The 23,760-nt window shown below is 36.3% G+C and carries 17 protein-coding genes; all 17 read right to left on the reverse strand.

Annotated elements, in window-relative coordinates; genetic code table 11:
* Positions 1 to 407: 407 nt before the first annotated feature.
* Positions 408 to 7,046 (reverse strand): two-partner secretion domain-containing protein, encoded by a 6,639-nt coding sequence (locus tag E7K77_RS01855; RefSeq protein WP_325306023.1) that lies wholly within the window; start codon positions 7,044 to 7,046, stop codon positions 408 to 410.
* A gap of 31 nt (positions 7,047 to 7,077) precedes the next feature.
* Entirely contained in the window at positions 7,078 to 8,943 is a 1,866-nt protein-coding gene (locus E7K77_RS01860) for a ShlB/FhaC/HecB family hemolysin secretion/activation protein (protein ID WP_024062585.1), read from the reverse strand.
* A gap of 134 nt (positions 8,944 to 9,077) precedes the next feature.
* Entirely contained in the window at positions 9,078 to 10,397 is a 1,320-nt protein-coding gene (locus E7K77_RS01865; RefSeq protein ID WP_077708452.1) for an amidohydrolase, read from the reverse strand.
* A 132-nt stretch (positions 10,398 to 10,529) separates the two neighbouring features.
* Positions 10,530 to 10,991 carry a hypothetical protein gene (locus E7K77_RS01870; RefSeq protein ID WP_077708453.1) on the reverse strand — a complete coding sequence of 154 codons (462 nt, stop codon included), beginning with the start codon at positions 10,989 to 10,991 and terminating at the stop codon, positions 10,530 to 10,532.
* Positions 10,984 to 11,787: a DUF3100 domain-containing protein gene (locus tag E7K77_RS01875; RefSeq protein WP_325306024.1), complete on the reverse strand. Its 804-nt coding sequence runs from the start codon at positions 11,785 to 11,787 to the stop codon at positions 10,984 to 10,986. The genes E7K77_RS01870 and E7K77_RS01875 overlap by 8 nt, the downstream gene beginning before the upstream one ends.
* A 96-nt stretch (positions 11,788 to 11,883) precedes the next feature.
* Positions 11,884 to 12,405: a hypothetical protein gene (locus E7K77_RS01880; RefSeq protein WP_077708454.1), complete on the reverse strand. Its 522-nt coding sequence runs from the start codon at positions 12,403 to 12,405 to the stop codon at positions 11,884 to 11,886.
* A 64-nt stretch (positions 12,406 to 12,469) separates the two neighbouring features.
* Entirely contained in the window at positions 12,470 to 13,174 is a 705-nt protein-coding gene (gene recO / locus E7K77_RS01885; protein WP_325306025.1) for a DNA repair protein RecO, read from the reverse strand.
* A complete protein-coding gene (locus E7K77_RS01890; protein WP_004695947.1) occupies positions 13,161 to 14,492 on the reverse strand; it encodes a hemolysin family protein in 1,332 nt (443 codons plus the stop codon). The genes recO and E7K77_RS01890 overlap by 14 nt, the downstream gene beginning before the upstream one ends.
* A 54-nt stretch (positions 14,493 to 14,546) precedes the next feature.
* Positions 14,547 to 15,446 (reverse strand): GTPase Era, encoded by a 900-nt coding sequence (gene era / locus E7K77_RS01895; RefSeq protein WP_077708456.1) that lies wholly within the window; start codon positions 15,444 to 15,446, stop codon positions 14,547 to 14,549.
* Positions 15,439 to 15,915, reverse strand: a complete 477-nt coding sequence (ybeY, locus tag E7K77_RS01900; RefSeq protein ID WP_021148196.1) for an rRNA maturation RNase YbeY — start codon at positions 15,913 to 15,915, stop codon at positions 15,439 to 15,441. Before ybeY ends, era begins: the two co-directional genes overlap by 8 nt.
* A 2-nt stretch (positions 15,916 to 15,917) precedes the next feature.
* Positions 15,918 to 16,931, reverse strand: a complete 1,014-nt coding sequence (locus E7K77_RS01905; protein WP_024061834.1) for a PhoH family protein — start codon at positions 16,929 to 16,931, stop codon at positions 15,918 to 15,920.
* A gap of 8 nt (positions 16,932 to 16,939) precedes the next feature.
* On the reverse strand, positions 16,940 to 17,905 hold the full coding sequence (locus E7K77_RS01910; RefSeq protein WP_123137916.1) for a TIGR01212 family radical SAM protein: 966 nt from the start codon (positions 17,903 to 17,905) through the stop codon (positions 16,940 to 16,942).
* 108 nt (positions 17,906 to 18,013) lie between these two features.
* Positions 18,014 to 19,852 carry a B12-binding domain-containing radical SAM protein gene (locus tag E7K77_RS01915; protein ID WP_123137915.1) on the reverse strand — a complete coding sequence of 613 codons (1,839 nt, stop codon included), beginning with the start codon at positions 19,850 to 19,852 and terminating at the stop codon, positions 18,014 to 18,016.
* A gap of 63 nt (positions 19,853 to 19,915) precedes the next feature.
* Positions 19,916 to 20,332 carry a DUF308 domain-containing protein gene (locus tag E7K77_RS01920; RefSeq protein ID WP_123137914.1) on the reverse strand — a complete coding sequence of 139 codons (417 nt, stop codon included), beginning with the start codon at positions 20,330 to 20,332 and terminating at the stop codon, positions 19,916 to 19,918.
* A gap of 166 nt (positions 20,333 to 20,498) precedes the next feature.
* On the reverse strand, positions 20,499 to 21,947 hold the full coding sequence (gatB, locus tag E7K77_RS01925) for an Asp-tRNA(Asn)/Glu-tRNA(Gln) amidotransferase subunit GatB (protein ID WP_123137913.1): 1,449 nt from the start codon (positions 21,945 to 21,947) through the stop codon (positions 20,499 to 20,501).
* A complete protein-coding gene (gatA, locus tag E7K77_RS01930; protein WP_156697564.1) occupies positions 21,944 to 23,404 on the reverse strand; it encodes an Asp-tRNA(Asn)/Glu-tRNA(Gln) amidotransferase subunit GatA in 1,461 nt (486 codons plus the stop codon). Before gatA ends, gatB begins: the two co-directional genes overlap by 4 nt.
* 11 nt (positions 23,405 to 23,415) lie before the next feature.
* Complete coding sequence (gene gatC / locus E7K77_RS01935) at positions 23,416 to 23,706, reverse strand: Asp-tRNA(Asn)/Glu-tRNA(Gln) amidotransferase subunit GatC (RefSeq protein WP_004696952.1); 291 nt, start codon at positions 23,704 to 23,706, stop codon at positions 23,416 to 23,418.
* Positions 23,707 to 23,760 lie beyond the last annotated feature (54 nt).

Here is a 23,760-nt window from a genome sequence, read left to right on the forward strand (position 1 = left end):
TTATCTAAAACTTTTACCCCAAATATATGTTGAAAAATAAATTAATACCTATATCTAGCTAAATATATAACTTGAATAAAATTATATAGAAAATAAGATAGCCATTAAAAATAGCAATATAGTAAAGAAAGTAAATAAATAGTAAATCCATTTATGGTTACTATTTTTAAATATTAGCGAAAACAAGTAGGTACTGAATGATAATAGTAAAAACTCAACTAGATATTTAAATTGTTTATTTATATCATCTAAGAACTTAAAATCCACAAAAAATACAACTAAAAATATTCCTAAACTAATTAATCTATATTTTTCATTTATGTCCTCATTAGATCTTCGAATATATTGAATTACACTATAGGCAAATGCTAAAAACAAGGATATAGTAGCAAAATAATATACTAATTTCATTTATTATTTTCACCTCGTTTTCTAATCTCTTCATCTGTCGGAATATCTTGTCGTAGCTCCATTTTTTTTATATCTCCTGCTATTCCACCGGAAATACTTCCTAAAGTTCCTAAAGAATAAGATGAAACTGCTGTCGCAATTGGTCCATAAGGATATCCTAGTTTGAATCCTTCTGCAGTACCATAAGCACCTCCTATTGCAGAGCCTATTGGAGGAATTAAATTTGTCCCCCAAGCTTTAACTAAATTGGTTCCACTATAGGTATAATAGTCTTGCACAAAATCATTTGTCATGCTTCCTATACTAAAAACCCCCCCCAATCTATTAACTACTCTAAAAGCAGGTTTAGCATTCTCAGTATAATATAAATACCCCTTTAAAGGTTGATTGGTCAACTCAGATGTAGTATTAGTTAAAACCGACTTTTCTAAATCTCTAGTACTTATACTATTAGTAGGTTTACTAACTTCTATAGTATCATTAGGATTATTAGAATTTAAATTATAGTCAAATATTTTGGTTGTACTAGTGTGGTTATTATATAAAATATCTTTATCAACACTTAAAGTTAAATTATTAATAGAATTATTATTGATTCTATCACGTTTCTGTTTTTCATATCCATATAATGCACGCCCTTTTTCTACACCATATTTATCAATATAGTCATTTAGCAAGGAGTCTTCATATGCTTTATTAGAAGAAACAATTCTAGAACTAGCCTCTTGTTTGTACATACTAAATGAATCTTCTAGGCCATTTGATGTAACATATTTATATACTAAATTGTTCATAATATCTTGGAATGAACCCGATCCAATTACTTCTGGTATACTACTTTCCAATTCACCATTTAAAAGTATGGATGTTTCATTATTAGTTTTATAGATTGAATTATGATTGTATTCATACCACATAAGGGTATCATAATAAGCAAGTTTTCTAACCCATTCGTCTAAACTAATTTCTCCATACTTAAAACTTCTATAATCACGTAACAAGTTTAGCTGATCGTCATGGGTCAACCAATTATTATCAACGGCTGAATTTATCAAAGGCACTGCTATTGATTGATCACTAATACTTTTCCCTAAAATTATACTAACTAACTTTTGCATGTCAGGATTATCGATTTTTCTTAGAAGTGGTTGTGTAACTTCATTTATTGCACTAATTTTAAATCCATTAAAAGAATCATATCCAGAAAGCTTCGATATAGTTGCACCAAGCGCACCATGTAAAGCAACTTTATAAATTCCACCATCATCCCATTTTTTAGCCTTGTCCAAGTATTCTTTTGCTAATTTTTCATTATTAGCATTTTCAGCAGATTCAGCTAATATTACATATTTTTTTTGTTCGCTAACAGCAATATCACCAATTAATTTATATCCATGATCAGAAATTTTAGATAAAAGAATTTGTTTTTCTTCTACTGTTTTCTTATCAAAAATCGGTGCTAGTTTATTTAATGCTTGTTCCGTATCATGATTAATCTTTTCTAAAGATTCTTTCTCAGCAATTTCAATGATACCTTCACTGATGGCAGAATGAGTAGTTGATTTAGAATTACCTTTCACAGGAATCCCCATTTTAGGGCTGCCAGTAATACCTATCGGATTATTTTTAGAGCGTTTAGTTGTAGATAAACTATATCCAGAAGTTTTTGCTGAATAGGATGCTTTATTTTGAATATCATTCATTTTTAAAGAATTAGAGGATAATTTATTCTTGGATTTATCAGGACTCCCTTTAATTATACCACCTGTAAGTGTAGTTGCATTATTTACCTGTACATTATATCCACCATCACCTGCGTATATACCAGCCTGATCTGTAACACTTGCATAGTGACTGTCTGTAGTGCCTCTCGAATTATCAAATCCAACTCTTACAGGTCCACTCATTCCATAAGATACAGATATACCTTTATTTTTACTTATTTTATGGTAGTCATTCGTATCTTGTAAACTTTCAATATTCAAATTATGTCCAACTTTTGTGGTCACACTTTCACCGATGACCTTAGAACCAATAATTTCTGTATCATTTCCAGAGACAGTATTGACTTGTTTACCACGAATAACAGTTCCAGTATGCGTCTTAGTTGTCTCTAATGCATTTTCTTTACCTTTATACACATTAGCATCTAAACCAATAACACCATTACCGTGAGGACTAACTGTGGCACCAACAGACCATCCTGAGCTTGTATATGTATCGCGTTGTACTAAAGAGTTCGTTCCTGCATCTATACTTAAGTTATTTGATGCATTTAGATTAACCTTTGGAGCCTCTACAATACTACCTTTAATATGAATATTTCCTTTGTCACTATTATCACTATCTGCAGTAATACTTACATTATTTTTGCTCCCTATAGAACTACCTATATAATTTTCTTGATTAAGTTCGCTATGCTGTTTAAATTTACTTGAACCAATACCTACTTGTATATTGAGTAAACGATCTTTTTTAATTCTATTATTTACATTATTAATCGCTGTTCTTACATCTGGATGCATAGCATTGCTCTCTTCAGGATGTTCTGCCTGATATGCTTTATTAAGTTCATCAGCCTTAGCAAGTATATCTTTTTCTTTTTCTACAAGTTTTTCTATCTTAGCATTTTTATAAGAAGTCCCATCATTATAAGCATGTTTTAAAGTATTTGCAGCCTCAAGATACTCTAATGTTGATAAGTTGCTATTTTTTCTAGAGTTAGCACGCTTACCAAGTTGCTGAACAGCATTCAATTCATTAACAATTTGACCACCAACACTTACAGTAAGACCGGAACGCTTCTCCTCGTGACTTTGCACTACATGTGCAGTATTATGTTTTCCATCAACCGTTACATTTTGAGCAGATAAGTCTATCGGTTTATTACTAAAATAGTTTGTTGTTGTACTGTGAATTGAATTACCAGCACTAACATTTATCTCGTCCTTAGAGGAAGAAATATTGGTAGCAACTTGATTTTTATATCTGCCATCTGTTGTATCAGTCACTTTTTTACTACCAATAGTAAAGCCTATACCAGCGCCCATTAAGCCAGATTTTTTACTATATTGATATACATCATCACGTTGTGTTTCTTCACCTGAATCTGTACGCACGTCATTACCTGCAGATACGGATACATCGTTTGTTCCTAAAATATTAGAACCTGTTACCGAAACATTACGATTAGCTTTCACATTAATCGTATCGCCACCAATAGTTGAAGATAGCACACCTGTGTGTTCGTGATCTGTACGTATGATATTAGTTGTACGAGATAGTAAACTTTTTTCTTTATACTTTAGACCATATTCATCACGGCTATAGCTTTTCCCATTAGTGATAGTAACATCATTTCCCGCTTCAACTGATGTTAAGCCATGTTCACTATTAACAATACCATTACGGATATTTACATCATTTCCCGCTCGTAAAGTAACATTGCTATCACTTAAAATAGCTGTACCTAATTCTGTACGGCGGTCAGTACGATTATAATTATCACTATTAACCGTCATATCCTTTTTAGCAGATAATGCCTCTGTTGTTACATTAATATTCTGACCAGCATCAATACTTACTTTGGAATTATCTCCAGTATGAACAATAGCTCCTTTAAGGTTAATATCTCGTTTAGCAGATAAAACTAAATCACCTTTTTCTCCTACACCTATAGTACCTTGACGACCAACAACATCTTGATGTTGTAATCTATCTACCTGAGTACCTACATTAATATCACGGCCAGCATTAATATAAACTTGTTTATCACCATGAATATTACCAGTATTTATTACATCTTGAGATGCTTTAATAGTAACTGTACGTCCATCTATACGCCCTGTATTTTCTACATCAAGAGCCCCTAATACAATTGTATCTGCAGTCATAATGCCTTGATTTAGAATATCTGTATTAGCATTGCTAACGATAGCTTTGCCACTTATAATTCCCCCCATTGTATCCATAGATTTAGCAGACTGTTTGGCTAAATACACTTTAGGATACAAAACTTGTTGCGCTTTTCCATCTACTATAACGGTTTTAGTTTCCAACCAAACCATATCTGTTGTTATAGCGTCCATTTGTTCTTTAGATAAAGCAATTCCAGGTGTTAATTTAAAAGCTTTACCAAAAGCTACACCAGCCTCTAATAAAGCTTTATATTCAGCTTCATTATCTGTATAACCTTCTAAATATTGTTTACCTGTAGCTGATACAATTTGCTCATTAATAAGTTGCTGTTCATAGAATCCATCACCTAAGCGTTTGGATCTTCTTTCAGGATTATTTGCCAAGGCATCAATCATAAATTGAGATGATAAAAAATTCTTTCGATTAGTAAAAGCAGGATCAGTCTCTATCAAAGCATTAGCCGTAATAGCAGGATGAATATCATATAGTGCCTCTGTTGGTAACGATAAACCATCTATGGTTTGACTTGCTTTACCTTTGCCCCCACCCAGACCATATGGATCTAAACTATCATTGACCTTTGCAATAGTAGCTTTGGATACTTTATCTTCAGCGTGCTCTTTTAGAGTACCAATTGGTTTTACATTTTCTTCAGTAATCGACGGTGTCATAAAGACTTCAGGGCCCCAAACACGTATACGTTTACTTCTATAACCATGACGTTTCCTTTTCTTTTCGGTTCTACTCTCTTGAGTAGTTCCAGTAATAAAGGTTTTATCACTAATCATATCTGATATGTTTTGTATAGAGCCCTTTGTTTTAAAAGTTCCTCCTGAAATCACGCTGCTATTATCATTATAAAGTATACCAGTAGTTACTAAATCACCACCACTACTAATGATACCTGGATCATCATTGGTAATCTTTTTGTGAGTTTGTTCGGCTTCACTTCTAATGATTGTAAACTGATTTATTCGGTTCTCATTCTTATTCATTTCCTTATTATAAGCTTCATCTTCAGGCGTTTTAACTGGTTTTACATGCGGTGTACCATAACCACTTGAATCATCAGCATATGGGAACTCAGACTTATCAAATACCTGACCTTCTAATTTATGATTTGGATGAGTAACTTTTATTTTATCTGGATTTTTAGTAATCCCATCTGAAACACGCTTGGTTCCTAACGCAACATTATTATTTTCTACTGTAGGAGTATCAAGTTTAATAGACTTTGTAGCTTTAATAGTCGCCCCTTTATTATGTATACCATCTTTAGCAATAAAGTCCATAGTTCCACCACTATAAATGAGACCTTTACCAGTATTATCTATTGTATTTGAAGTTATATTAACGTGATTACGACCCGCAATTACACCAGACTTATGAGAATCTAGTTCTGCCTTAAGAGCAGTAACTTTCTCTTGTACATCATCATACGCTTTTGTTAAATCATTAATCCGTTGACGATGTGCGTCTAACTCAGGCTTGGTCTTATATTTAGATATATCAGCATTCCATTCAGCATCAAGTTCATTTTTTGCCTTTTCTAGCTCTTTACCAGCTTTATGATAGCGTTCTTCTATTTCACTATTAGTATGATTTGTAACTATATTAGCTTTAATATCTACTGTATCACCATAAATACGTCCACCTTCATGATTATCTATAGATTTAGCATTTATAGTTGTAGTATTTCCAGAGTTGATAAGACCATTATTGTTTACCTTTTCTTGACTATGTACAGTTGTAGAGGAATCACCTTGAACCACACCATTTGAATGAATTGCTATACTTTGTCCATCTAAAATAGTATTGCCATTACTTGTAACGCCACCATCAACTACAATTTGACCATCACTAGTAATACTAGAGGCTTGTGAAGAACTTACTACACCTTTAACATTTACCCCAAGACCAGTATTGGTCCCTTTCAGAGTAATAGAATTTGCATACATACCCCCAATTGCGGATACATCTAAGCCAATATTGTTAGAATTACCAATTTTTTGCGTGTCTAATGTATTAGCATCTATTTTGTTCTTACCCGTGCGAGCTTCGATCGAATTTGCCCAGATTCCAGCATTTACACTCGCTGCTTCTGTTAAAATTTGTAACGAGTTAGCCTCTTTGGCATTAAGACCGTTTCTATTAATAGCAACAATTCCTCGCTCCACCCGATATGAGTTTAGATTTCCTGATAAATCATATTCAGGTTTACCTGTAGTTAATACTGCTCGATCTGTATTGATAAATCCGCCACCATCTACAGTAATACCATTAGGATTTGCTATAACTACTGAAGCTTTATGACCTGCTACCTCAATAAACCCGTTCATATTGGTTGGATTGTGTGAAGTAATCTCATTAACAATGACATTGGCAGAACCACGCATCATATTAGTATTACCAGGAACATATCCACCAAGCTTGGTATTAGACATTTGGTAAGAGTTATTAAGAATTACACCATTTTGTGGTACGTTAAAGTTAGTATAATCATTTCTAGATACTCCACCAGCGCTAGGGCCTACGACATTTACTAATGTGACACCATTAGCAGCTTGTCCAATCATGGCTTGTCTTTCATGTGGCGCATTTCGATCTACCTCTATAGGATTTTCTGCATATACAAACGGTACGACTAAAGGGTCAACGATCATTAGCCCCATAGTAAGCCATACTGCAATTTTATATTGTAATCGTTTTTGTTTCATATTTACTCTCTCAATTAATACGTATACTATATTAGAACCGCACACCTGCTTGGAAACCTGCGGTTACAGAATCAGTTTTGTAACCACTTGGTTTATATAAAGGAGCCCCAACAAATACATCATAGAATAATCCAGATATAAATTGCCCTCTTATCCCAAGACTAGTACCAGCAATAAATTTTCCTGTAAATACCTCTGTACTTGGACCATATACGGCGCCAAAATCAATATTAGCATAAACACTTGATTTCCATTTAGGGATGTAACTAGCAACCTCATTACGCATATACCAGCCACTTTCAGCCATTAGTGTATTTTCACCATCAAATCCTTGTACAGTATATCGATTCCCAAGGCTAATCATATCTCTAGAGAATAAACGTTTATCCCCTAATGTCCATTGTCCATGGAAAGATGTAGTTATACTTGCTGGTCTATGTCCCCATATACGTGGAATTTGATAATCGACATCTAACAATAGTTGAGTATATCGAGTACTAGGCGCTCCATTACCATATTCTGGTTGCGAACCAAACCAACCAACCCCTTGTTTAATAGCTGCTCTAGAGTATAATGTATTTTTCTTTATGTATCTACGTTCTGATATACCTACTTCTAAAGAAGCTGTATTAGCACGTTGTACAGCAATTTCTACATCATTAATATAATTTTTAGCATTACGCTTACTGATAATAATATCCCAACTACGCTTAGTCATTCGATCTCGATGAAATACATGATTCCACGAACCTCTTACAGTCTTTGCATGACTAGAACTAATAAATGGAGTAGCCATAGAATTAATCGTTTGATGATATTTCATATCACTATAGGAAATACTAAAGGTGTCCTTCCCTCTAGGTATTGAATAAGAAATAGTATGGTTTCGACTACCTTTTCGTTCACCATCTTGAGCAGCATCTCGATTAATACTTAAGTTTAATGAATCATTAGCATTAAATATCCTATCAACTCCAATTGCAGCCGTCCACTGCAGTTTACCAGTATCTTTTAGTCCAGAATCATCTATGGATATCATTCCATGAATTGGTGGTTTTTTAGTAGTTTCAAGTACAATATTCGTAGCTAACGGTTTTGTTCCTGGCTCAAGCTCAACAGACACATTTTGAGAACCAATCCGCTTCATTTGCTCTATCCCCTGTTCTATATTTCGAATATTAAGGATATCCCCTTCACGAATAGGAAATGCATTTTGCCATGGCAATGGTTGTGCATACGTTTTATATAAGACAGACTCTACGCGACCGAGTTGTAAATTAAATTGTAGATTACCTGAAGCTAATGATTGGGATGGAATACCAATCCGAGACGTGACGTATCCATGTTCTATAAGTGCAGTATTTAAGCTAGTAGATAATCTATTTACATCTTCAACTGTAAGTTTGCGATTTACAAATGGTTTAATTGTTTTACGTAGAAACGTAAACTCGTTAGGCACATCTAATTGTATCTTCTTTTTTTGTGCTTCATAATATAATGGACCTTTAATTAATCGTACACTTGCTGCAGAACTATTATCCACAAATGTCGTCTGATCCATAGTAGTATTTATCATATTACTATATGTTAATTCTGCAGACTGACTAATAGGTTCTTCTACAACACGGATATGAGATACAAAAAAAGATGGCTCTACATGTGCTGGCTGTTGTGCCGGTACTGTATAACCATCTTGTGGTGTTAAAGAACCAGATGAAAAATCTATTCCACCTGTTTGTACTGTAATTCGTCCCTCTCCAAGCCGCGCCTCTCTCGCTAGTTGTTGTTCTCTCGATCTATCTAGTTGTTCTTGAGTATCAATAGGTTTAGCACCCAAAATATGTATTGGTACCATACACACTAAACTTAGACAGAATAATAACTCTCTCTTTTTCATATTGCTCCTTTTGTAATAAAATATAAATCTGTTTTATATTTTATTATGTTTTTATCTTGACAGTCAATAGAGAGTTTAAACTGTAAAACCACCTACCAAAGATAAATCAATTCATCTTCGATAGGCGGTTTATTTTATTCACCCTTAGCAATACGGTCTAAGAGTTCAATATAGCTTTCTTTATTTAAGGCTGGTGTAAAGTTGTCTAATATATCTTTAGCACCTGCTGCATCATCGTATAGTAAGTCTACGATTGTCATAGCCAATGCTTGTGCTGTTTTAATGTACGCTACATCAGGTACAGAGATTTCATATTCCGCACTGTGTAGTACACCACTTATACAACCAACCCATGGATGGATGACCGGCATCAAGTGAGATACGTCCCCCATATCTGTACTAGCTGTTATATGTGGGCCTTGGTATATATTGGCTTCACCAAAGATAGGATTTGAATTTTCTCGTAATAGAGCATTCATACGTTCATCATTACGCATCGGTAAATAACCAGGTAGGTCATGGATAACACATGTGGCTCCTACTGCATCGCCACCGGCTTTTAAGGCCCGGTTTACACGATGATTGCCATCTACAATAGCTTCAATATTAGAGGCACGCACGTAACTTTCAACTTGAACATAATCAGGCACACAATTTACCAATGTACCACCTTGATTAATGATTGGGTGGAATCTGAAATAATCGCTTTCTTTGAAAGTTTCACGAATGGAGTTAACCCCCATAACCCCCATCAAAGCAGCATTAAGAGCATTGATGCCTTCATGAGGTGCTTGTGCTGCATGGGCTACCTTACCGTGATATTCAATCAGTTTAGATACAAAACCATTAGAGGTACTACCAAGCCCCATTTCACCAGCTGGTGTTTTGGCTGTCTCCACATGCATTTGCATAGCCATATCAATATCGTCGAAAGCTCCTTCATAGATGAGCTGTTGCTTACCACCCATATACTTAAGCTTACCTTGCTCACGCAATTTATTGCGGTAATCAATTTCAATCATTTCCTCTGCCGGAACAGCAAATAATACAACATCGCCAGCTAATTCGTCCACCACAGCTTGTAAACCCATAGCGACAGCAAACATATTCGCAATTTGTACATTATGACCACAGCAATGGGCGGCCCCTGTTAAATCATCGGCACGAGGATGGCGAGGACAGAGAATGGCATCTAATTCCCCCACCATTGCAACCGTATATTTACTATCTCGACCTTTCATTCTACCTTTTACACCTGTCAATGCATGGCCAGTAGTATAAGAAATGCCAAGTTCATCAAACATAGCTTGAACCTTTTTAGAGGTTTTTACCTCTTTAAAACCCAATTCTGGTTCAGCCATAATAGATTCAGCCAATTCTCGTAAACGCGGTTGTGCATCAACAATAGCTTTACAAACACGTTGCTTTACTTCTTCCTTTGTCATACGGCTCATAATATCTCCTTTATAAAATCGACCGTATAAAATACGGTCGATCATGTCATCATGATGTATAGATATCTTCTAAAATATAATTCTATAATTATATCTTAACATAATTTAGACATCTAACATTATGATTTAGTATTAAATTAAACCTTCTAAATGAAGTACTAATTGGGCTAATGCTGTTGCACAGATGAAAGTACCTGCTGTTACAGCTAGTGCAACAGGGATAATACGCCAAGATAAGCGACGGAATGCACCAAGGTCTTTACCTAAGGATAAACCTGCATAGGCAAGTACAGGTGTTGTAGTAGCTAAGAATGTAACTTGGCTAGTTTTTGCGATAATCCATTCTTGACCAGGCATACCTGGTAAGGATGCAATAACACCAACTAAAGACACCCAGAATACCATAGGCAATTTATTAGCATATGGCAAGTTAGAGATCAAAGCACCGATTGTAGCAAGAGCTGCCAAGATAGCTACGCCAACTAAACTATCGCTAAATAGAAGTTTACCATCCATTACATTACCGACTGCAGTGATGATAGCAGCAATACAGATAACGATGACAAACTGTGTTAATCTTTCACTTTTACTCATGATGTGCTGCCTCCTCTGCTAAATCTTCTTCCCGGGTACGACCTGTAAAGAAGTTGTATGTTTTCTCCATAACTGGTAAAGAAACAAATAAACCAAAGTATACGCCTAGAACAGTAGTCAACAAGTTTGCAGCCCCTGCAAGAGCCATAATTTGTTGTTCGTAATCAGGATATACTGCAATGATTGGAGCTGTAGCTGCCGCCATCATACTAGCACTACCTACGCCAGCGCCCATAGCTAATGCCAAAGGATGAAACCAGCCAGATTGTGCTAACATACCTGCCAATACAGATGACCACATAGCGCCGATAAGAACACCACAGATGTACATGCCCATAACGCCACGGCCTTCTGGAGAGCTAAAACCGAATTTATCGATGATAATCGCTACATTTGGCTCACGGTCTACAGAGTAACAAGCACCTACTGCTTCGCGACGCATGCCTACTAGCAAAGCTACTGGTAAACCAAATACAATAGTACCGAAGAAGTGACCAAGCTCTTGTAATAACAATGCCCAGCCAGCACTTGTAAGAATACCAAGATTTGGACCGATACCAAGTCCTACTTTTACCATCAAGATCATAACGGCGATACCGATATAATCGGCAGATTTTTCCATCTGTTTAATCGTAAGAATTTTAAACTTAGGAATAGAAATTAATAAACCTAGAATCAATGTGTACAATAATGGCAATAATACAACAGGACCTAGTTTTTTTATGCCTATAAATTCAGCGACTACAGTTAGTACGAGCGCTAGAAAATGTATTTTGAGATTTCCCAAAAGCTGCATAATGACCTCCTGTAAAAATACATAATATAACATTGTTATATTATAAATAATTGTTATTAAAAGTGTCAATTACAGATGTACATTTGTCTATTTGAATTATTTTTTTCCAATAATATAGAGTCCCTGTTCAGCATCAACTACCTCAATAATAATATTTTCTATCATTGATGGTTTTACTTTATGAAACCTTTGTTCTTCTTCATCATAGTAAATGGCCCATTTAGACATACATGCCGGAATAGTGTCACTATCATAATCTTTCCCCCTCCAAATGGCATCATCTCTAAAATAACTTAGTCCATCTTTAACTAATTCTGTATCTAAACAAAATTCACCAGCTAAACTAACATGATTATCTAATAAAAGGTCTCTAACAATGATGGCTTCATATTCCCAACTTAGAAAACATAAGTATTCAAAGTATCTAAGTGCTATCTTGGAATCCCAACGATTGTTTAAAACCATGATTTGAAATAACTTATTTACTAACGCATAATCAGAAAATATATAATAGTCATTAGTTAAAAGGAAATTATATATTTGTTGAATTTCTTGTAAATCTAAAGTTTTATCTTTATTTATTTTGTCTATAGGCAACGAAGAAAATATTATATCCATATAGTACCTCATAATACATTTCAATAAAAGGCAGTTTGATGTCTCAAACTGCCTTTTACTGTCATTAAATTATGGAATTTAAAAATTTAACGCTTTGTAATGGTTTACCAATTTCTTGCTCACAGTAGGCAAATAGTAGTTTTTCAAGTTCCTTCCAAATTGTTTTGGGAAATTCTAAATGCGTATCTTCACCCCACTGGTAAGCTAGAATCTGAGGTAATGTAGCTTTCACAGAACGAGAAATGCTAAGATTTGTAGTTTCCCGCACCTGCATCCAGAATGGCTCAATTCCGTCTTGATGGTTAAAAGCATTAGCACTAGGGACAACCCCTGCGAGAGATAATAGTTGCCATCCGAGCATTATCGTTCCCAATTGTACATTGCGACGTCGAATTTGCTTGGAATAGTTTACAACAGTATCAAAGACCTTGCGATCTACGTCATACATGGCAAATAACTCTTGAATGAGCTCACTCGCTACTGCTGCATAAGCAATATTATCGAGGTTTACATCTAAGGATTCCACCACATAGGAGCCATCAATTTGCGTAACATTTACATATTCCCCATCCGGTACAACTGTAATATACATGGCACTAAATGGACGTAAATAGGAGCTGTTGCGCATCGTCATCATTCGCTTATGTGGAATCGATGCTTTAATAAGTCCCAAGCTAGGCGTAATAAACGTAAATACGGAATACAACTTATACTTTTTTCGACTTATGACGATGGCTGGCGTATTAAAACCACCATTAAGCTTCTTCATTTTCTTCTTCCGTTGGTTCCTCTACTGGTATAGGTGTTACTTTAATGCGAGAGATACGATATCCTTGCATTTGAGTAACTTCAAAGGTGTAACCATGAGCATCCACCGTATCACCTACGATTGGTGTACGTTCTAATAAACCAAAGACATAGCCACCTATTGTATCAGAATCAGAATTATCAATTTCAATATTCATAATTTCTTCTACTTCGTCTACGAGGACCTTGCCATCAAACTCGAAGGAACCATCTGCATAGGACATCGTAGCTGGTAAATGCGGCTCATGCTCATCTTGTATGTCCCCAACCAACTCTTCGATAATATCTTCTAAGCCTACTAGACCAACCATGCCACCATATTCATCTACTACTACAGCTAGATATATACGGCGCGTTCTCATATATTGCAACAAGGTAGATAATTTCATTACCTCTGGAACAGTAAGAATGTCTCGTTTAATATTGCGCAAATCCTTACGGGCTTGATTAGGGCGTTCCATTAAATCTTTAATATGAACGAGTCCAATAATGTGATCCTTATCCTCTACACAGAGTGGATAACGTGTATGTACTTTAGAGCGGATAACCTTCATCGCTTCATCGTAACCATCTTCAACGAATACGCAGTCTACATCTTGACGAGGCACCATAACCTCTTTCGCCATGCGATCTACGAAGTTAAAAACATTATCGATTAACTCAGACTCTACTTGGTCCAGTTGCCCTTCCTCGTGGCTTCGAGAAATCATCATGCGAATTTCTTCTTCTGAGTACACAAGATCAAGCTCTGTTAAATATTTTGTTTTGTAAAAGCCTAAAATAACATTGGAGATTTTACTAGCAATCCAAATAAATGGATACACCAATTTACCTGCAGCCACGACGATACGGCTATAGGTATTTACGTATTTTGTAGGGAAGGATAAGCCCAATGCTTTAGGTACAATTTCACCGAAAATTAGGACGATTAAACTAATTAATAGTAATAGAATAATATCTAGTACCAAATGCATCCAAGTACTATGAATATTAAGAACCGCCACTATACGATCAACAATATTATCAAATACAAAAGTACCTGTGCCTGCAAGGGCCAAAATAAAGAATAGAATCAAAAACTGTGTAGTATTTAAAAAATACTCAGGATTTTGATAAAGCTTTAATAAAAATTCTCTATCCTTCTCCAAGAGGATGTCCATATCCTCTACATGTTCTTTACGAAGGCGTGCAAAGGAGAACTTTGCAACCACAAAAAAGTTAATTAAAAAAATACATAACAGACCAAACCCTATGGGTAACAGGCCATCTACACTATCCATCTTTATTCCTTTCATATGAATATGGAAACACTTATTTCTTTTTATTATATCAAATTATTTTCTATAACCAAGTTCAGATAACATACCAGATTTATTTCTCCAATCTTTTTTTACTTTAACCCAAAGGTCCAAGTACACCTTTGTAGCTAATAGCTTTTGAATATCTGCGCGCGCTTCAGCGCCAAGTTGTTTTAACAAAGCACCTTTTTTACCGATGATAATTCCCTTTTGAGAGTCTCTTTCACAGTAGATTGTAGCGCGGATATAGGTAGTACCATCATCACGTGTTTTCATTTCATCTACGTCTACAGCGATAGCATGAGGAATCTCATCTCGTGTAGCTAACAAGATTTTTTCACGAATGATATCGGAAATAATAAGGCGTTCCGGTTGATCCGTAATCATATCCTCCGGAAAATATTGTGGACCTTCCGGCAAGGTTTCCTCTAGAACCTTAAGAATTTCAGATAAGTTCTCTTTATCTTTTGCAGAAATAGGAATGACACCTGCAAAAGGATATGCATCTTGATAAGAAACGATTGCTTCTAAAAGCTCTTCTTTTTTGAGTGTATCAATTTTGTTGACTACCAAAAATACAGGAACCTTTACACGTTTCAATTGTTCAATAATAAAATTATCCCCAGGACCACGTTTTTCATTGCCTGCTACGACAAATAAAACGGCTTCCGTTTCTTTTAAGGACTCAATAGCAGCATCTACCATGAATTCGCCTAACTTGTGCTTAGGTTTATGCACACCAGGTGTATCCATAAATACGATTTGTTTGGATTCATCCGTATATACGCAGATGATACGGTTACGCGTTGTTTGAGCCTTATCGGATACGATAGCAATCTTATCGCCAATAAGAGCGTTGATTAAGGTAGATTTACCTACATTAGGGCGTCCTACAACGGCAACAAAGCCTGATTTAAAATGTTCGTTCTTATTCATTATATGGTGCATCCTCCCGCACATAACCCAAGTTACCTAGGATAAATTCTTCCTCTGTGCGCATCTCTTTTTTATCTTCGTCGTTCATATGGTCATAGCCTAAAATATGTAAGCAACTGTGAGTCGTTAAATATGCTAATTCCCGTTCAAAACTATGTCCATATTCAATAGCTTGTTCACGAGTACGCTCTAAGGAAATAATCATATCACCAAGTAAGTGATGTTCCTCTTTACTACCTTCGTAATCATCCCCTTCATTGAGGGCAAAGGACAATACATCCGTTGGTCTATCGATGCCTCGATATTCCTTATTAAGCTCGTGAATTTTAGCATTATTGCAGAGTAAAATACTCATTTCATCTTCTTCGAGGCCATATACGCGACTCACTTCATCGCAGACCTTGCGTATAACAGCCTCAATATTGGAATCCTCTTGAATTCCTTCATCATAGCTAATGTGTATATACATACTTATCCTTTCGCTACATTCTCTTTGGATACTGCGTTAGATTCTGTAGTCTCACCAGCTAACTTACGTTCGTGATATGCATCGTAAGCTTTTACAATGCGACCTACTAAATCGTGACGAACAACGTCTTGATCGCTAAAGTAAACCATATTAATACCAGGTACATGACGCAATACCTTTTCAGCCTCGCCGAGGCCAGACACAACACGTGGAGGTAAGTCAATTTGTGTCTTATCACCGTTGACTACCATTTTAGAGTTGTTGCCTAGACGAGTTAGGAACATTTTCATCTGTTCTGCCGTCGTATTTTGAGCCTCATCGAGAATGACGAAGGCATTTTCCAATGTACGGCCACGCATATACGCTAGTGGTGCTACCTCGATAGTACCACGTTCCATAAAACGTTGTACTTGCTCGATACCAAACATTTCATGTAATGCATCATAAAGAGGTCTTAAATAAGGATCAACCTTGTCTTGTAATTCACCAGGTAGGAAGCCTAACCGTTCACCTGCCTCTACAGCAGGGCGTGTCAAAATAATTTTATCTACATTGCGGTTTTTTAAATAGAATGCAGCTAAAGCTACTGCTAGGAATGTTTTACCTGTACCAGCAGGACCAATACCAAAAGTAATAGTATTTTTTCGGATACTATCTACATAGTATTTTTGACCTTCCGTTTTAGGCGTAATATTTTTACCACGCATATTAACGGATAAAGTATCCTCAAACATAGTATGTACGGCATCAGCTTTACCATTAGCCACAAGTTTAGCCGCAATACGCACTTGAGACTCAGTTATGGTACTACCTTCACGGTAAAGGAATACTAATTCTTCAAGGGTACGATAGAGAGCTTCTACTTGTTTTTCATCGCCCTTTATAACTACCGTATCACCTCGTGCCACTACATCTGCAGAGATGACTTCAAGCATCATATGCAGATATCGATTATGTTGACCTAGTATGGATTGTGCTAGGTCATATGTAGGAAATGTAAATACTTGTTCGCTCATACAACCTCCTAATCTATAAATTTACGAACTGCTTTACCATTTAGGTAATCACAGAGATCACCTTGATGAGCATCTAGTTCGTCTAGTTTATCATCAATTAAATCTTGTACGCGCCACCAACCCATAGACCAGTTTGTAAAAAGCGTATTATCTTCAGGTGCTCTCCCTACAAGACGCTGTAAAACAATGTCAGGATGTAAATGACGTACAAAATTAACAACCCGATCAGCATATTCTTCCGCACTAATTAGGGTAAACTGACCCTCTTGATACCACTTGGCCATCAATGTATTTTTTACAATATACAAAGCATGTAGTTTCACTTGATCAACACCGAGTGCAGATAAAATACGAGCCCCTTCGATTGTATCCTTCATTGTATCCCATGGTAAATTAACTATCATATGAGTAGTTATGTTAAATCCATATCGCTTAATCCGTAATACGGCATCAATAAACTGGGCTAAATCATGACCGCGATTAATTTTCTCTAATGTATCATAGTTAACCGTTTGAAGACCTAGCTCAATATAGATATCCTTATGAAAGCGATCCCTAATATCAGCTAATATCTCAAGATATTCATCGGCAATACAATCGGGTCTTGTTGCAATAGCAATGCCCACGGCTTTATCAATACAACCTTGTTCAATATAGCTTTTAAAATCATCAAGATTCAAGTAGGTATTACTAAAGTTTTGGTAATAAGGGATGAACTTCTTTGCTTTATATTTAGGGCCTATGTGAGCAATATTTTCCTCTAATTGCATGCGCACCGTCATCCAGGCAGGACGATTTTCGTATCCCGCGCCAATTTCACCACAAAAGGTACAGCCTCCAACACCAGCCGAACCATCTCTGTTAGGACAGGTCAAGGGTAGTGCTACAGGTAATTTATAAACCTTTTCCCCATATGTTTCTTTATAATATTTAGATACCATGCGGTATCGTTTTGATCTCGTTGTATCGGTCATAATACTCCTATTAAACTAACCAATCATCGCTTATTATGTAATATTTCAACTATCATAAATTCTCTAATCTTTTGATTATAAAAAATTAGATAAACTATTTTTATATTACTAACAAGCCTCTATTTCAGGACGTATAAAAGGTTTTACCTCTTTATTTACGTCGATTACAACTGTAAAAGGTACATTTGGTACATTCTTTATACCTAACACTTTAGCCGTATCTTCAGACATAGGCATTTCTACATATTGTTGACGAATTTTGCGCCACTCTTTAAATGTATAGTTAGGGATATACTGAGATGCAATTTCTTCATTGCGCCAAAATGCTTCCCCTTCTTGTAAAAGTTCTTTTGTCTGTTTTGGTAAACCTACGGCTTCACTGCGGACCTTACCACGATAGCTAACGAGTGTATCATATTGTAATAATTCGGCAGCTACTGTATCACCTTTAGACAAGAAAAAATTGTACAAGAACTCTATTTGATCTATATCTTTCAAATTAATCTTATGATTACCTGCATCGAGCCAAGCCTGTGTCATGTCACAAAAATAGGAAAAAGCATCTTTTTTTGTCTCCACTTTAGAAGGATCATACTTTTTCATAGGTGGTACATGATTAGTTTCTGTATCTTCCCCAGTTATAGATGTATCAGTATGTTCTTTTATAAGCTTACTACCAATATAGCCAAACACAGTTCTAAATCGTTCACTATTATAAAAGCGTTCAAAGACATCTTCAAAGTGTTTTAAGAAACGTATATCTCTATAAGGGAGCACGTGAGTACTTAATACCTCATATGGCGCTAAGGGATCACTAATATATTGATACTCCTCCATACGGCGTACACCAGAACCTTTTAACAGTTTTAAAAATCCAATTTGTAACGCATGTGGCTGTAAACTAAAAAGATCATTAAAGGATAATCCAAACCGCTGTTTATTCTCGTAAGGCAGGCCTACAATTAAATCCATGTGCACATGAGTTCGGCCTGCTTCAATAATAGGGCGAATAGCCTTTTGAATATACGGCCAATCATTATATCGATTAATAGCATCTAAGGTTTTCTTATGTGTACTTTGAACCCCTACCTCAATTTGAATACGGCCTGGTGGTGTTTCACAAAGAATATTTGTTTCCCATTCCGTCATTAGCTCTGGTTCCATTTCTAGATGGAAATTCGTCTCCGTATCGGCATCACGCATGAATTCCATCATAGGTCGATGATGATGTGGCGCACAGTTAAAAGTTCTATCAACAAATTTAACTTGTTTTACCTTATGATCGATAAACCACTGTAGTTCTTTAAAAGTTCTTTCCTGCGGAAAAAAGCGAACTGTATTTTTATTGCCAGATAAACAGTACTGACAAGAGAATGGGCACCCTCGAGAGGATTCATAGTAGATGATTTTATGTTCTAAATCTATCATATCCTCTTCTACATATGGGAATGGTATAGTACTCAGATCTTTTACCTCCACCGTATCAGTAGAGCCCAGGAGTCGGCCAGAAATGTGTCGACCACGTACGCCAGGAATCTGCTCTTCTAAGCCATCATTGCCAGCGATTAGTGCACTAATAAGTTGATAAAAAGCTTCTTCCCCCTCACCTTGTACGACATAGTCCACAGCAGCACAACGATTTAAGATTTCATCGGCTGTGAAAGACACCTCCGGCCCACCTAAAATAATTTTAATATCTGGTCGCACAGCTTTCACCATGTCTACTACATGTAAAGTCATCTCAATATTCCAGATATAGCAAGCAAAGCCCAATATATCTATATTGCGCTCTGTAATATCGCTAAGAATATGTAAAACAGGCATATTAATAGTATATTCTACTATATCGTATGCCTGTCCGTGAGCCTGCCCATACGCTTTGAGATAACGCAAAGCCAGAGAAGAATGTATAAATTTTGAGTTTAATGTGGATAAAACTACGTTCATAGGTCCCCTTTAAATCATCGAATGGCTCAGCCACCGTCTAGTCATAATATATGTATTATACCATTAAAAGAGACTAAATATAATAGAAATAATAGCACCCACTAAAATAACAACAGATGCGACAGTGAGAATGATACTGCCAAAGAATACAACAGCAGCCAAAATAATCCCTAAAACAATGAACAATATAATTCGACTAAGCCAGCTTGTACTATTAAAGCTATACACCTTAACTTTCGGTTCATATTGATTGTTTTCATCGTAATATTGTTGCTCGTCATTGATATTAGTTGGCGTTGAATCTACATGGACGGAATCGCCTACCTCTTCAATAGTTACACCATCAAATTCTCGTCTCTCATCGTCGGATAATACGCGTGTATTAGGTTCACCAGAATAAGTACTGCGACTATAAGTATCATCTGATTTACCATTTCTATATGTATTTTGATTATTGTTTATATTGTGTTGATCATTCATATGTATTTCCTTTATATGAACAAATACTAATTGATTTTATACAATTTATTATACCATATTTTACCATCATAATGGCAAATAGAAATCCCTTCAGATATAAAGCCATATATCTGAAGGGATTGTATTTTTATATATTGATTAATGTTAATATATGCTTACACGTAGATTAGTCATTTAAGAATTTTTTAAGTAATTCATTTACCATTCCCGGATTAGCTCGGCCTTTAGATTCCTTCATAACTTGACCAACTAAGAAGCCTATAGCCTTACCATTACCACTCTTGAAGTCTGCTACTGGTTGTGGATTATTAGCAATAACTTGCTTAACAATTTCTTCAATAGCACCAGTATCTGTGATTTGAACTAGACCTTCCTCTTTTACAATAGTATCAGCATCCTTGCCGGATTCCCACATGGATACGATAACTTTTTTCGCAATTTTGCCGGAAATTGTACCTTTATCGATAAGAGCAATCATACCAGCCAAGTTTTCAGGACTTACCTTGGATTCAGCAAATGTTAAACCACTTTCATTAATCATCTTGGACAAGTCACCAAGCATCCAGTTGGCCACAGTTTTAGGATCTGCACCTGCTTTAACAGTATCATCTAAGAAGTCTGCAGTCTTACGAGATACTGTGAGAATTGTAGCATCCTCACGAGACAAACCATATTCAGATACAAAGCGTGCAATTTTAGCATCTTGTAATTCTGGCAATGCACGGCGCACTTCTTCGATTTTTTCGTCTGTAATTACGATTGGTACCAAATCTGGTTCTGGGAAGTAACGGTAGTCGTTTTCTTCGTCTTTCTTACGCATACCAATAGTAATGCCTTGAGCATCATCCCAAGTACGTGTTTCTTGATCTACTTTGCCGCCAGCTTCGATTAACTTAGCTTGACGCAATGCTTCATATTCAACAACTTTTTGAATTGCAGTTAAAGAGTTAACATTTTTAGTTTCTGTACGTGTACCAAATTCTGTAGTGCCACGTAAACGTACGGATACGTTGCAGTCACCACGCAAAGAACCTTCTTCCATACGACCGTCAGATACTTCTAAATATTGTAAAATAGAACGTAATTTTTCAACGTATGCTCGCGCTTCTGCACCGGAACGAATATCTGGTTCAGATACGATTTCAAGAAGAGGTACACCCGTACGGTTGTAGTCAACATTAGAAGATTTAGAGTCGGAAATAGTATTACCACTATGAACGAGTTTACCTGCATCTTCTTCCATATGAATACGGGTAATACCAATGCGTTTAGTTTCACCATTAACCTCAATATCTAAATGACCATTTAGGCAAATTGGCAAATCATATTGAGATGTTTGATAGTTTTTAGGCAAATCAGGATAATAGTAGTTTTTACGGTCAAATTTGTTAAAGTTAAGGATTTCACAATTCAATGCTAAACCTACTTTGATAGCAAATTCTACTACTTGTTTATTTAACACAGGCATAGCACCAGGTAAACCTAGGCATACTGGGCATACATGTGTATTTTGATCGCCGCCGAATTCAGTGGTACAACCACAGAAGATTTTAGACTTAGTCTTAAGCTCTGTATGAACCTCTAAACCAACGACTGTTTCGTATTTACTACTCATAGAGAAACCTCCCCAGTTGGTGCTACTAATTGACAGTCTGGACGTGCTTGTTCAAATGTGAAAGCGGCACGTAACAATGTTTCTTCACCCATAGCAGGGCCGAGCAATTGCAAGCCAATTGGCAAATTGCTGCTGCTCATACCTGCTGGAATGCTAATACCTGGAATACCTGCAAGGTTTGCTGGTACTGTACAGATATCTTCTAAGTACATTGCCAATGGATCATTTGCTTTTTCACCAAATTTATAAGACGTATTAGGTGCAGTTGGTGTTAAGATCAAATCCACTTTGGAGAATGCTTCATCAAATTCATTTTTAATGAGGCGGCGAACTTTTAATGCTTTCAAATAGTAAGCATCATAGTAACCAGCACTCAATACATATGTACCTAACAAGATACGACGTTGTACTTCTGGACCAAAGCCTTCTGTACGAGTTTTAGTAGACATTTCTACTAAATTATCCGCCGGTACGCGCATACCATAGCTTACACCGTCATAACGAGCCAAGTTAGAGCTTGCCTCTGCTAATGCGATGATATAATACGCAGATAATGCATATTTAGAGTTAGGCAAGGAAACCTCAACGATTTCAGCACCTAATTTTTTATACGTTTCGATGGCCTCTTCCATAGCTTTGCGAACTTCGCTATTAAGACCTTCGCCAAAGAATTCTTTTGGCACACCGATTTTAAGATTTTGTACATCATTTACAAGAGCTGTAGTGTAATCTACACGAGCACCTGGAATGGATGTGGAGTCTTTCGCATCATGACCAGAGATGGCATTTAATACTAAAGCAGCATCTGTTACATCACGAGTAATAGGTCCAATTTGGTCCAAAGAGGATGCGAAGGCGATTAAACCATAACGAGATACATTACCGTATGTTGGTTTTAAGCCTACAACGCCACAGAAGGACGCTGGTTGACGAATAGACCCACCAGTATCGGAGCCAAGAGCCCAAATAGCAGACCCGCTGGATACAGCTGCTGCACTACCGCCAGAAGAACCACCTGGTACGCAATCAGCATTCCAAGGATTAGATGTTTTAGCTAATGCAGAGTTCTCTGTAGAGCCACCCATAGCAAATTCATCCATATTAAGTTTACCAAGGCTAATATAATGATTGTTTTGTAAACGTTCAATAACTGACGCATTGTATGGAGGCACAAAGTTTTCCAACATTTTAGATGCACATGTTGCAGGTTCATCTTTAATACAAATATTATCTTTAATTGCACCAGGAATACCTGCCAATGGGGAAATAGCATCACCTTTAGCAATTGCTTCATCTACAAGCTTAGCTGTAGCCAAAGCACGATCATGAGAATCGGATAAGTACGCATGTACAGTCGGTTCCACTTTCGCTTTATGTGCAATAACAGCATTCGTCAATTCAACAGCGCTGATTTCTTTATTCACTAGTTTCTTGTGTAATTCATGAATTGTCGGCACAGCGAAACCTCCTATTCTTGTACAACGCGAGGTACTTTAAAGTACCCATCCTCTGCTTCTGGAGCATTGGATAAAGCTAAATCATGATCAAGGGATGGTTTTGTTTCATCCTCTCTAAATACATTGTGCAATGGTACTGCATGAGCCATAGGCTCCACACCATCAAGTTCTAATGCATCTAGTTCAGCAACATAAGTCAAGATGTCGGACAACTCTTTTTCTACATGTGCCATATGTTCTTCCTTAACTTCCAAGCGTGAAAGTAAGGCGATTTTTTTAATTTCCTCTTGGCTGATTTTCATCGAGACACATCCTTTCATAATTATTTATTATAAAGCAAATAATATATATTTTCA

Source organism: Veillonella parvula (assembly GCF_032577575.1).
In the GTDB taxonomy this organism is placed as follows: Bacteria; Bacillota; Negativicutes; order Veillonellales; family Veillonellaceae; genus Veillonella.